Below are 12,211 nucleotides of genomic sequence, written 5' to 3' on the forward strand. Positions count from 1 at the left end.
CACGCACCACCGACCCCGTGAGAGAGAGCATTCAGTCATGACCGCCACCACCCTCGACGCCCGCACCGCGCTCGTCGTCATCGACCTCCAGCAGGGCATCACCGGCCTGCCGACCGTCCACCCGTCCGCCGAGGTGATCGAGCGGGCCGCCCGCCTGGCCACCGCCTTCCGCGAGCGCGAGCTGCCCGTGGTCCTGGTGAACGTGACCGGCGTGGCGCCCGGCCGCAACGACGGCGGCCCCGGCGGCTCCGTCACCTTCCCCGACGGCTGGGCCGACCTGGTCAAGGAGCTGGACCAGCAGCCGAGCGACATCACCGTCAGCAAGCAGCAGTGGGGTGCCTTCTACGGCACCGGCCTCGACATGGAGCTGCGCCGGCGCGGGGTGACCCAGATCGTGCTGGTGGGCATCTCCACCAGCATCGGTGTGGAGTCCACCGCCCGGGACGCGTACGAGGCCGGCTACCACGTCACCATCGCCACCGACGCGGTGACCGACACCGACGCGGACGCGCACGCCAACTCCGTGCAGCGGATCTTCCCGCGGCTCGGCGAGACCGGCAGCACCGACGAGATCCTGGCGCTGCTGCCCGCTGCCGGGAACTGACCCGCACCGGGCCCTGATCCGGCCCGGAAACCGACGAGGGGGCGCCGCCCGCCGGCCCGCCTCGTCCCACGGCCGCCGCCGCGCCCGCCCGGGCCCGGCGGCGGCCGTGTGTCCGCGACCGTGTCCACGGCCGTACCCGCAGTCGTATCCGCGGCCGTGTCCACAGCCGTATCCGCGCTCGCGCCCGCGGCTCCGAGGGGGCGACGGTCCGGCTCGAACACCGCTACGATGCCGCGCCATGAGCGACGACGTGCGCACCCTCGTGCTGGCGCTGGCCGGGCTGGTCATCGGCGGCCTGCTCGGCTGGCTGGTCCGCGGCTACCTGTGGCACCGCAAACTGCACCGCAGGCAGCGCTTCTTCGGGCTGCCGAAGGACTCCGAGTGCCTGCTCGTGGTGCCGCGCGACCCGGGGGCGCGCGGCTGGAGCCTGGCCCGGCACGACGCCTTCGCGCTGCTGGAGCTGGCCGCGGTGATCAAGGAGTGCGGCGCGCACGCCGAGGTGCTGGCGCACGACACCGCCTGGCAGGGCTTCGGCGCCCGCACCGAGTTCTGCATCGGTGGGCCGGCGGCGAACTACCGGCTCGCCGCGCACCTGCGCTCGATGCTGCCCGGCGTGGAGATCGACACCGACCCGGCGCAGGGCCCGGACCAGGGCGCGATCACCGTGGCCGGGGAGACGTACCGGCTGGAGAAGGGCGCGGTGGAGTACGTCCTGCTGGCCCGGCTGGCGTCCGGCCGCGACACCGGCAACGACCGCCCGGTCTTCCTCGCCTCGGGCCAGCGCGGCATAGCCAACCAGGCCGCGACCCGCTACCTCGCCCGCCACCACCTGCGGCTGACCCGCAAGTACGGCCTGGACTCGACCTTCTGCCTGCTGCTGCGGGTGGTGAACTCGCAGGCGTACGGCTCCGACGTGGTGGAACTGGTCGCTGACGTCACGAAGGCGGCGGTCACCGCGCCGAAGCCGCCGAAGACCCTGACGGCCGGTTAGGGCCTGACCGGCCCCGACCGGCCCCGACCGGTCCCGACCGGTGCGGCCCGCCCCGGCCGTACGCGCTCCGCCGCGCGGCAACCGGTTCCGGGCCGCGGGCGGGGCTACTTCTTGTGGCTCGTGCTCTTGTGGCCCGTGCCCCTGTGCCCCGAGATCTCCGCGACCCAGGCGATGAAGTCACCGGGGTCGATGTTCGTGGCGTGTCCCTGGTCCCAGTAGTAGAGGTGGTTGACGTCGTCGCCCAGGTTGTCCAGGGCGGCGGCGAGGTTGGCGGAGACCGTGGGAGATGTGTCGCTGTCGTTGGTGCCGACCCGAATCCACCAGTGCCTGGACCGGCCCGGGTTGTGCCTCTCGATGTGGTACATCGGGTTCATCAGGTCGAGCACCTCGGGAATGTCGCTGTCGAGGCGCTTGCCGGTGACACCGGTGGTGTCGTTCCTCAGCCCGTACTCCGTGAAGTGGCGGGACTCGGTGGTGCCCGCGCCGAACTCGTTGTTCTCTCCCGCGGACAGGTCGAAGGCGTCGAAGGCCGGTGCGGTCTTCTTCCGGGCGCCCACGTGCGTGAGGTAGTCGGCCCAGGTGAAGGTCGCCTTGCCGCCGGACCAGGTGATGAACGCGTTCGAGGCCAGATAGGCCGTGCGGTCGGAGTCCGACAGGGCCGAGAGGTACCGCGTGGCCGACGGCTGGAGGTAGGTCTCCAGCAGGTACTGGTCGTAGTTGCGGGCCGTGAGCGGGCCGAAGCCCTTCAGACCGCGTACCTTGAGCGACGCCTGGTACTCGGCGAACCGGGACTGGAGCGCCCTGGACACGCCCTGGTCGACGACCTCGCCGGTGCCCTGCGTGACGTTGCCGCCCCAGATCCACTCGTACGCGCCGTCGGCGTGTTCAAGGTCGGTGATGGGGCACCACGTGCCGGTACCGAAGACCGCGTCGCTCGCCTCGGCCGCGCCGAGCTCCTTGAGGTACTTGTGGTAGATCGGGCTGTCCCCCGACGCGCCGAGCAGCGCGGACACGGCCCCGCCCGCGCTGGTCCCGGTGGAGATGATCCGCTCGGTGTCACCCGGGATACGGCCCTTGTTGAACTTCACGTACCGCACCGCGGCCTTGAGGTCCACGATGACGGCGGGGGCCGTGCCGTAGTAGGTGCCGTCGGATGTGGTGAGGCTGCGGCCGCGGGTGCCCGGCTCCACGGCGACGTAGCCCGCCGCGACGGCCAGCTTCGCGAGGTTGACCATCCCGTTGATGGCACCCGTGCCGCCGCCGGGGGCCCCGCCGCCGGGCCCGCCCGTGCCGGAACCCGGAGGGGTGGGCGAGCCGCCGGGCCCGCCGCCACCGGGCCCGCCGCCGAGGTCGCCCATCTCCATCACGGCCTGGCCCACACCGACGGCGTCCGCCACGGTCGACGGCATGTAGGCGCCGACCACGTTGGCCAGCACGATGGGGGCGCGGGTGGCGTCGACGGCCTCGCCGTCGATCGCGACCGGAACGCTGACGACCAGGCTCTGGTGGGTGCCGTCGGACGGGTTGGTGACGTAGTCGCGGGGCTTGTAGAAGTGGTAGACGACCTCCTTGTCACCGTCGTCCGTGGTGATGGTCTCGGTCACCACCGTGTAGTCGTCCTTGTCGAAGACGAGGGCGTCCGGCGAACCCGAGGACTTCGGGTCGCCCGTATCCGAAGCCTGCGCGTTCACGGTCAGCCCGCCGACGGCCGCGACGCCCGCGGTCGCGCCGATCCCCATGACGATGGTCCTGCGATTCACTGCCCTGTCGCTCACTGTCGTCTTCTCCTCGTTCGTGGCACACGGCTGTCCGCTGCTGCGGCGGCTGCCGAGCGCGTCCGGGCGCACGTGGCACCCGGGCGTGCCCGGTGGTGGACCTGCGGCGGGCCGGAGCGGCCGGCACGGTCCGGCTCCGGTACGCAGGAGTGCGCACTGGACCGACGGCCCGCTTCCGCCGGTCGGGACGGTCCGTGGCGACGCCTCTTCAGGCCCGCCGCGTGGCGCTCCACTCGTTCTCGCGACGACGAACGTATTCAAGTGTCTTCAACATCGTCAACAATTTTGGCGCATTCATCACTGACCCACAGGTTGGCCGGCGGCAGCCCCGGGCGACTGACCGGCCACGGTGGTCACGAAAAGGAGCGGCCGGAGCGACGCGGCGAACGGCCGGTGGCCGTCACGAGTTCGGGCACGCGCTCCCGTGCCGGCAGGTCAGGCGCAGGGCCGTGGCGGGGGCCGATGTCGCGCGCGGGCCGCTGCCGCGCCGGGAGGGGCGCTCAGTTGGCGAGGCCGATGACCATCCACATGATCCCGGCGCCGCCCACCGTGCAGACCAGCGTGGAGGTGGACGGGTGCGGGCTGTGCGCCTCCGGCAGGATGTCGGAGGTGGCCAGGTAGAGCAGGAACCCCGCGAAGAAGCCGAGGTAGAGGCCGAGCACCCCGGACGGGATGGTGAACGCGAGGGTGACCGCGGCGCCCACCACCGGGGCGAGCGCGTCGGCGGCCAGCAGCGTCTGGGCCCGGCGCCGGCCGTTCCCGTACAGCCGGGTGATCGTGTACGTGTTGAAGCCGTCGGCGAAGTCGTGCGCGACGACCGCGATGGCCACCACGATGCCGACGGTGTTGCCCGCTTGGAAGGCCGCGCCGATCGCGAAGCCGTCCATCACGCTGTGCCCGACCAGCGCGCCCGCCGCGGCGACGCCGATGCCCTTGACCGGGTCGTGCGCGTGGCCGTGGCCGTGGGTGTGCGAGGCGTACTCGCCTTCGTGGGCGCGGTGGATGGCGACCGAGCGCTCCACGATGTGCAGGGCCAGGAACCCGGCCACGAACATCAGCAGCCCGGCGGGTACCCCGAAGACGTGGTGCGGCTGGTTCTCCAGCGCCTCGGGCAGCAGGTCGAACCCGACGACGCCGAGCATCAGCCCCGCGGCGAGGCCGAGGACGAGGTGGCGGCGGTCCCCGATGTGCTGTGCGACGACGCCGCCGACCAGGGTCATCACGAAGGCGCACGTGGCTATCAGGACCGGCATGCCGCAATGATCCAGGACGGCGTCCGCGCAGGCGAATCCGGGTGCCCCTCGCCGGGGAGCACCGCCGTGGGCGGGCGGTCAGCCGGCCTCCCGTCGGACGGCGTCGCGCTCGGCCTGCTCCGCCTGCTCCGCCCGCTCCGCGCGCTCGGCCCGCTCGGTACGGGCGTCGGTGATGTCCAGGAAGACCCGGTCGGCGGCCGGCCAGCGCTCCCGGATGGAGTGCCGGATGCGCATGCTGACCTCCTCGACGCGTTCGCTGTCCATCCCGCCGACCAGGTCGATCCGCGCGGCGACCAGCGTGGAGTCCAGGCCGAGCCGCATCGTCAGCAGTTCCTCGACGGTGTCGACCTCCGGCTGCCGGGCGAGCAGCGCCTCGATCTCGTCGCGCAGCCCCGGGTCGGCTGCCACGCCGATGAGCTGGCGGTGCGCGGTCCGCGCCAGGCCGGTGGCCACGATCATCAGCAGCACGCCGATCGCCATCGACGCGGCCGCCTCCGCCGCGCCGTCTCCGGTGGCCATGTGCACGAGCATGCCGGTGGCGGCGAGCAGCACCCCGATCACGGCGGTGCCGTCCTCCGCGAGCACCGTGCGCAGCGCCGGGTCGTCGGTGCCCTCCTCGGACCGCCGGGCCTGGCGCGCGGCGCGCAGCAGCGAGCCGCCCTCGGCGAGCAGCGACACCAGCAGCACCGCCAGGCCCGCGAGGTAGCCGTCGCGGCTCTCGTTGCTGTGGTCGCCGAGCGCGTGGATGCCCTGGTAGAAGGAGAAGCAGCCGCCGAGCACGAAGATCCCGACCGCGGCGAGCAGCGACCAGAAGTAGCGCTCCTTGCCGTAGCCGAAGGGGTGCCGGCGGTCCGGGGCACGGCGGCTGCGGCGCAGCGAGGTGAGCAGGAAGACCTCGTTCAGGCTGTCGGCCACCGAGTGCGCGGCCTCCGACAGCAGCGCCGGGGAGGCCGCGAACAGTCCCGCGGCGGTCTTGGCGGCGGCGATCACCAGGTTCGCGCCGAGCGCGACCAGTACGGCGCCGCGGGTGCCCTCGTCACGTGACTGCCCTGCCATCCGCTCACTCCCCATCGGTCACTCTCGGTGGCCCCTCGTACAGCGCTCCGCTTTTCCCGCTCGCCACTCGTGTTCCCCCGCTGATCGCGGGCATCCGTCCCTTGAGGAGGTGCCGAAATGTCTCTTTCCGAGCAGCACATGGTCCAGCTCGCGCTCCCGGCCGGTTCGATCGGCCCCTTGGTGATCGGAATCTGCATCGTGATCGTCCTGATCGCGGCCGTGGTGTTCGGGATGCGGCGGGTGGGCCGCGGGCCCGCGGTGCCACGGGGCAGGCGGCCCCGGTCGGGCGCGTGGGCGACCCGTCAGGAGCACGACAGTGGTGCGCCGCCTGATCACGGGCCCGGTCACCAGGGTGACGGGCACCGCAGCCACGACGAGCGGCGGATCGAGCCCGACGAGATGCCGCACGACGGGAGGCGGCGGCTCCCCCACGAGGTGCACGCCTCCGGCGTGCGCGGTGGACGCGTCCGCAGCCACACGCAGCGGCACGGCGGCCACAACGTGGACTAGTCCCTGCGGTGACCCGGGCGGGACCCGCCCGGGTGCCCCCGTCCTGCCCGTCCCGGGACCACCTGCCGGTGGGCGGGTGAGGTGCGTGGCCCTTCCGGCCGTGCCTTCACCCGCCCGCCGGTGGGTGGTTGCTCGCGCAGTTCCTCCCCCAGAGCTTCGCCTGGGAGGTTCCCCCAGCGCCTCCTTGGGGTGGTTGCTCTCCGTCGCCAAAGTGCCGGTGGCGCTGTGGCTTGTCGCGCAGTTCCCCGCGCCCCTGAGTTGGTGCGGCTCCTTCCGCGGAAGGACGGCCACCCTCAAGGGGCGCGGGGAACTGCGCGCTCAGCAGGCCACCGGGCTGCGGCCGGGAACAGAGCCGAACCACGACGGCGCACAGCCGAGGGGCGCTGGGGGCGCTCCCCCTCACCCCCCACCGGGAGGTGGTCCCTCGACCGAGGGGACCGGGGCACCCGGGGGGTCAGTCGGCGAGGAGCTTGCGGGCGGCCGCAGTGATCGCGGGGGCGCTGACCCCTGCGGCGTCGAGCTGCTCATCGGGAGTCGCCGACCCCGGCATGGAGTGAACGGCGAGCCGCGTGAGCACCGGCATGGGATGCCCGTTTCCGAAGGACTCCAGGACGGCGTCGGCGAGCCCGCCCTCGGGATGGTGGTCCTCGACGGTGACGAACCGCCCGGTCGCCTGCGCAGCAGCCCGCAGCGTCTGCACGTCGACCGGCTTGACGGAGTAGAGATCGATCACGCGCGCGCTGATCCCTTCGGCCGCCAGCTTGTCCGCGGCGCTGAGCGCCTCGTGCACGGTCACCCCCGCACCGATGAGCGTGACCTGGTCGTCGTCGCTCGCGCGCAGCACCTTGCTGCCGCCGATCGGGAAGGCGTCGTCGGGCCCGTAGATCACCGGGAAGTCGCCCCGGCTGGCCCGCAGGTAGGTGACGCCGCGCCGCTCGGCCATGGCCGTGACGAGCTGCACGGTCTGGTTCGCGTCGCACGGGTAGAGCACGGTGCTGCCGTGGATCGCGCGCAGCATCGCGATGTCCTCCAGGCCCATCTGGGACGGGCCGTCCTCACCGATGGCGACGCCCGCGTGGGTGCCGACCACGTTGAGGTCGGAGCGGGACACCGCGGCCATCCGCAGGAAGTCGTGCGCGCGGGTCAGGAACGCGGCGAACGTGGACGCGTACGGCGTCCAGCCGCACTTGCCGACGCCGACGGCCGCGCCGATCAGCTCCTGCTCGGCGATGTAGCACTCGATGTAGCGGTCGGCGTGGTCGGCGGCGAACATCTGCGCCTTGGTGGAGTCGCCGACCTCGCCGTCGAGGGTGACGATGTCGCCGCGCCGGTCCCCGAGAGCCGCGAGCGTCTCGCCGAACGCGGTGCGGGTGGCGACGCTGCCGCCCTTGTCGTACCGCGGCAGGGCGGCGTCCGGATCGGGCGCCGTGCGCGGCGGCCGTACGACGTCGGGAGGTCCGGCGACCTGGACCCGCAGGTCACGGCGGCCGCCCAGCTCGCGGATGGCGGCTTCGGCGTCGGGCAGCGGCTTGCCGTGCTTGCCCTCCTGGTTCTCCACGGCGGCCACGCCCCGGCCCTTGCGGGTGCGGGCGATGATCGCGGTGGGGGCGCCGCGGTTGCCGCGGGCGGTCGCCATGGCCCGGTCGACGGCGTCGACGTCATGGCCGTCGACCTCCACGGTGTGCCAGCCGAACGCCCTGATCCGCCGGGCGTACGCCTCCAGGTCCCAGCCGTGCCGGGTGGGGCCGCGCTGGCCGAGCCGGTTCACGTCGATGATCAGCGTGAGGTTGTCGAGCCCTTCCATCCCGGCCTGCTCGAACGCCTCCCACACCGATCCCTCGGCCATCTCGCTGTCGCCGCACAGCACCCAGGTGCGGTACGGCAGGTGGTCCAGCCGGGCGCCCGCCAGCGCCACGCCCACGCCGATCGGCAGGCCCTGGCCGAGCGAACCGGTGGCCACGTCGACCCACGGGATCTTCGGCGTCGGGTGGCCCTCCAGCCGGCTGCCGAGCTTGCGGAAGGTGAGCAGCTCGTCGTCGCTGATGGCGCCGGCCGCCTTGTACGCGGCGTACAGCAGGGGGGAGGCGTGGCCCTTGGACAGGATCAGGTGGTCGTTGCCGGGGTGCTCCGGATGGTCGAAGTCGTAGCGCAGGTGCCGGGCGAGCAGCACCGCGAAGATGTCCGCGGCGGACATCGAGGAGGTGGGGTGCCCGGAGCCGGCGGCATCCGCGGCCCGGACCGCGTCCACTCTGAGCTGCTGCCCGAGTTCGGCGATCTGCGCGTGGTCGAGCACGGTGTCCTGCGTGACGGTCGGGGGCATCAGGTTTCCCTTCTCGCGACGGTCCCCCTTCGTGCGGCTGCCCGGGCCCCTAGCACGTAAACGACCCCGCCGCAGTTGGGTGCGCCTTCGCCCCGCCGCCTGCCGGCGCGCCGGGCCCACCACCGACCGGTGGACCCTGAACCGGCAGGACAAGCCGACCGCGGGGTCAGGGGCACCCCAGCACGCGGTGGACGAGGGTGTCGCGCTCGGTCTGGGGGATCGCGGTCCAGCGCATTCCGCGAAGCGCACCCTCGAGCGCGAGCAGGGTGTGCGTGCAGGCGTCCTCCGGAAGCTCCGGACGGATCTTCTCGAAGGCGCGGCCCGAGCCGAGCCGGCGCAGTTCGCCCGCGTCGTCCACTCCGGCGCGGCGCAGCCGATCTGCGAGCACCGCTCCGATGTTCGGCAGTTGCTGAAGGGAGTCCACGTCGTGCCTCCGTACAAGCCGGTGGTGAAGGTGGTGTGAGGGAGCGTCAGGGACCGGTGAGGGCGTGTCCCGGGATGTCCGCTGGCGCCATCATGCACGCGCGGCGGTGCCCTTCCGGCCGATCGGCGGCTGACACGCCCGTGGTGGTCCCCCGCGCTGATGACCCCGGTCGGCCGCACGCCACACCGGGGGCTCCCTCACACCTCCAGGTCGACCACCACCGGGGCGTGGTCGGAGGCACCCTTGCCCTTGCGCTCCTCGCGGTCCACATACGCGTCGGAGACCGCCTTCGCGAACGGCTCGTTGCCGTACACGAGGTCGATCCGCATGCCGCGGTTCTTCGGGAAGGCGAGCTGGCGGTAGTCCCAGTACGTGTACGGGCGGTCGTACTTCAGCGGGCGGGGCACCACGTCGCTCAGGCCGGTGCCGCGCAGGGTGGCCAGCGCGGCGCGCTCGGCCGGCGTGACGTGGGTGGCGCCCTCGAACGCGGTGGTGTCCCACACGTCGGCGTCGGCCGGCGCCACGTTGTAGTCGCCGAGGACGGCGAAGGGGCGCTGCCCCGCCGCGTCCCCGGCGACGGCGGCGGTCAGCGCCTCGAACCAGCGCAGCTTGTAGGCGAAGTGCGGGTGGTCGACCTCCCGGCCGTTCGGCACGTAGACCGACCAGACGCGGACCGGGCCGCAGGTCGCGGCGAGCGCGCGGGGCTCCGCCACGTCCTCGTACCGCGGGCCGTCGGGCAGGCCGTGCACCACGTCGGCCAGGCCGACCCGGGAGATGACCGCCACGCCGTTCCACCGCCCGGTGGCCTCGACGGCGGCCTCGTAACCGATCGCGCGCAGCTCGTCGTGCGGGAACTGCTCGGCGGTGCACTTGGTCTCCTGGACGCACAGCACATCGGTGCCGCTGCTCTCCAGCCAGGCCAGCAGCCGGGGCAGCCGCGCGGTGATCGAGTTGACGTTCCAGGTCGCGATACGCATGTGCCCCAACCTAGCCGCTGGGTACGACAGCCCGCCCGCACCCTCAGACGGTGGCGGCCTCCCCCGGCGCCAGCCGCAGGTGGTCGGCCCCGCCGAGGTTGCCGATCTGCATGTCGTAGATCGGTCGGGCGAGGTCGGTGAGCAGCGCGTCGTGCACGTCGACCGACCTGCGCGGCTTCACCTCGCGGACGTAGTCGATCACCTCGGAGATCTTGTTCCACGGCGCCATCACGGGCAGCAGCAGCGTGTCCACGGCGTGGCCGGGCAGCGTCAGCGCGTCACCGGGGTGGAAGACGGCGCGGTCGATCAGGAACCCGATGTTGGTGATCCTCGGGATGTCCGGGTGGATCACCGCGTGCAGTTCGCCGTGCACCTGCACGTCGAACCCGGCCGCGGTGAACGTGTCGCCGTGCCCCACGGTGTGCACCCGGCCCGGGAACGCCGCGGACACCTTCTCCGCGACGCTCGCCAGCGTCCACAGCTCCGCCGCCGGGTTCGCCTCCAGCCCGGCCCGCAGCCGGTCCTCGCTGAAGTGGTCCATGTGCTCGTGTGTCACCAGGATCGCGTCCACTCCGGCCACCGAGTCCGGCTCGCTGAACGCCCCCGGGTCGATCACCAGCGTCCGCCCGTCCTGCTCCAGCCGCACGCACGCATGAGATTTCTTGGTCAGCTCCATCCCCCCATCCTGCCTCGGAGGGACGCCTCGCCGCCCACCGCCACGGGTGACACCGGACGACCCGCGGATGTCCAGGGGCGCTGGGGGTACTCCCCCTGGCTCCGCCGGAGGGAGGACCGCGCGACGAACCGCCCACGAGCCGCGAGGTCCGGGCACATCCGCGACCAGGCACCCCGGGCGGTCCCGTCACCCCTTACCCGTGGACGTCTCCTGCTCGATCACGGAGCGCGCCCTGTCCACGGCCGCCCGCGCCGCGGGCAACCCGCAGTAGACGGACGTCTGCATCAGGGTCTCCTCTATCTCGGTGGGGGTCAGCCCGCCCCGTAGCGCCGCCCGGGTGTGGTCCGCGAGCTCCTCCAGCTGGCCGAGCACCGTGAGCGCGGTGAGGGCGACGAAGTTCCGGGTGCGGCGGTCCAGCCCGGGGCGGGTCCACGTCTCGCCCCACGCCCAGCGGGTGGCGAACGTGTCGAACCCGCTCCCGAACGTCTTCGCCCGGGCGACCGCCGCGTCGACCTCGGCCTCGCCGATCATCTCCCGGCGGATGCGCATGCCCTCGGCGTACGCGTCGGGCCCGGGCGGCGCGGCGGCGGGCGCGGGGACGCGCGGCTGCACCGGCGGCGGCGCGGGCGCGTACGGGACCGTGCCGGACGTGCGGTCGGCCGCCCACGCGGTCTCGAAGTGCCGTACCAGGAGGGTGCCGACGGCGGCGGGTTCCTCGACGGGCGCGAGGTGCCCGGTGCCGGGCACGACGGCGAGCCGCGCGTCGGGGATGCCCGCGACCAGCAGCCGGGCGTCGGCCGGCGGCGTCTCGGTGTCGTCGGCGCCGGCCACCACCAGCGTGGGCACGGTGATGCTGCCGAGCTGGTCGCGGATGTCGAACCCGGCGAGCGCCTCGCAGGCGGCGATGTAGCAGGCGCTGTCGGTGGTCTTCACCATCTGCACGGCCCACTGGGTGATCGCCGGCTGGGTGGTCCGGAACGGCCCGGTGAACCAGCGCTCGGGGGTGTTGGCGGCGGTGCGGTCCAGGCCGTTGGCGCGGACCACCACGCCGCGCTGCCGCCAGGTGTCCGCGCTGCCGAACCGGGCCGCGGCCGACACCAGGGCGAGCGCGGCCAGCCGGTCGGGCCGCAGCAGGGCCAGCCGGGCCCCCACCGCCCCGCCCAGCTCGCAGCCGGCGTACCCGAAGCTGTCGACCTCCTCGTCGTCGAGGACGGCCAGCAGCCGCCGGGCGAGGTTGTCCACGGTCGAGGCGGGCTCGGCGGGCGCGCCGCCGTGCCCGGGCAGTTCGTACCGCAGGACCCGCCAGTGCGCGGTGAGTTGCGGCAGTTGCCGGTCCCACATGTGCCAGGTCGAGCCGAGCGCGGGTCCGAGGACCAGCACGGGGGCGTCGTCGGGGCCGTCGAAGCGGTACTGCAACGGGGGTTGCAGGTCGTCGCGTTCGTCGTCCGCGTCCGGGGCAGTGCCACCGTCGTCGTCGGTCAGGCCGCCGACCCGGCCGCCGTACGGGGTGTACGTGGCCGCGCCGGCGTACGTGCCGAGCCGGTCGGCGGTCTCGTCGGTCACGTCGCTCATCGCCTCACGCTATCGAGTGAAGGGCAGGGCTCGGCAGGGGCCTCCCCCAAGGG

At 73.2% G+C, this 12,211-nt stretch carries 11 protein-coding genes; 3 read left to right on the forward strand and 8 right to left on the reverse strand.

Annotation, left to right across the window (positions count from 1 at the left end):
- Positions 1 to 37: 37 nt before the first annotated feature.
- Positions 38 to 604: an isochorismatase family protein gene (locus tag OG896_RS07400; protein ID WP_329363549.1), complete on the forward strand. Its 567-nt coding sequence runs from the start codon at positions 38 to 40 to the stop codon at positions 602 to 604.
- A 238-nt stretch (positions 605 to 842) separates the two neighbouring features.
- Entirely contained in the window at positions 843 to 1,595 is a 753-nt protein-coding gene (locus OG896_RS07405; RefSeq protein ID WP_328470967.1) for a hypothetical protein, read from the forward strand.
- Positions 1,596 to 1,699: 104 nt separating this feature from the next.
- Here the strand turns inward: OG896_RS07405 and OG896_RS07410 are convergent, their stop codons facing one another.
- From OG896_RS07410 to OG896_RS07420, 3 genes are all read right to left on the reverse strand, one after another.
- The gene (locus OG896_RS07410; RefSeq protein WP_329373780.1) at positions 1,700 to 3,334 is read right to left on the reverse strand and encodes a subtype B tannase; all 1,635 of its coding nucleotides are present in this window, start codon (positions 3,332 to 3,334) and stop codon (positions 1,700 to 1,702) included.
- Between the two features lie 536 nt (positions 3,335 to 3,870).
- Positions 3,871 to 4,623: a ZIP family metal transporter gene (locus OG896_RS07415; RefSeq protein ID WP_328470965.1), complete on the reverse strand. Its 753-nt coding sequence runs from the start codon at positions 4,621 to 4,623 to the stop codon at positions 3,871 to 3,873.
- Positions 4,624 to 4,701: 78 nt separating this feature from the next.
- On the reverse strand, positions 4,702 to 5,679 hold the full coding sequence (locus OG896_RS07420; RefSeq protein ID WP_329363553.1) for a cation diffusion facilitator family transporter: 978 nt from the start codon (positions 5,677 to 5,679) through the stop codon (positions 4,702 to 4,704).
- 117 nt (positions 5,680 to 5,796) lie between these two features.
- Between OG896_RS07420 and OG896_RS07425 the strand changes: the two genes are divergently transcribed.
- A complete protein-coding gene (locus OG896_RS07425) occupies positions 5,797 to 6,189 on the forward strand; it encodes a DUF6479 family protein (protein ID WP_329363555.1) in 393 nt (130 codons plus the stop codon).
- 454 nt (positions 6,190 to 6,643) lie between these two features.
- On the opposite strand, the gene OG896_RS07430 is transcribed toward OG896_RS07425, so the two are convergent.
- The 5 genes from OG896_RS07430 to pcaDC all read right to left on the reverse strand — a co-directional run bounded on the left by OG896_RS07430 (position 6,644) and on the right by pcaDC (position 12,158).
- Positions 6,644 to 8,509 (reverse strand): transketolase, encoded by a 1,866-nt coding sequence (locus OG896_RS07430; RefSeq protein WP_329363557.1) that lies wholly within the window; start codon positions 8,507 to 8,509, stop codon positions 6,644 to 6,646.
- A 166-nt stretch (positions 8,510 to 8,675) separates the two neighbouring features.
- The gene (locus OG896_RS07435) at positions 8,676 to 8,933 is read right to left on the reverse strand and encodes a TfoX/Sxy family DNA transformation protein (RefSeq protein ID WP_328470957.1); all 258 of its coding nucleotides are present in this window, start codon (positions 8,931 to 8,933) and stop codon (positions 8,676 to 8,678) included.
- Between the two features lie 197 nt (positions 8,934 to 9,130).
- Positions 9,131 to 9,910, reverse strand: coding sequence for an exodeoxyribonuclease III (locus tag OG896_RS07440; protein ID WP_329363559.1), 780 nt, complete (start codon positions 9,908 to 9,910; stop codon positions 9,131 to 9,133).
- Positions 9,911 to 9,953: 43 nt separating this feature from the next.
- Entirely contained in the window at positions 9,954 to 10,586 is a 633-nt protein-coding gene (locus OG896_RS07445) for an MBL fold metallo-hydrolase (protein ID WP_329363561.1), read from the reverse strand.
- Positions 10,587 to 10,772: 186 nt separating this feature from the next.
- The gene (pcaDC, locus tag OG896_RS07450; protein ID WP_329363562.1) at positions 10,773 to 12,158 is read right to left on the reverse strand and encodes a bifunctional 3-oxoadipate enol-lactonase/4-carboxymuconolactone decarboxylase PcaDC; all 1,386 of its coding nucleotides are present in this window, start codon (positions 12,156 to 12,158) and stop codon (positions 10,773 to 10,775) included.
- Positions 12,159 to 12,211 lie beyond the last annotated feature (53 nt).

It is taken from the genome of Streptomyces sp. NBC_00669 (assembly GCF_036226785.1).
Lineage (GTDB): Bacteria > Actinomycetota > Actinomycetes > Streptomycetales > Streptomycetaceae > Actinacidiphila.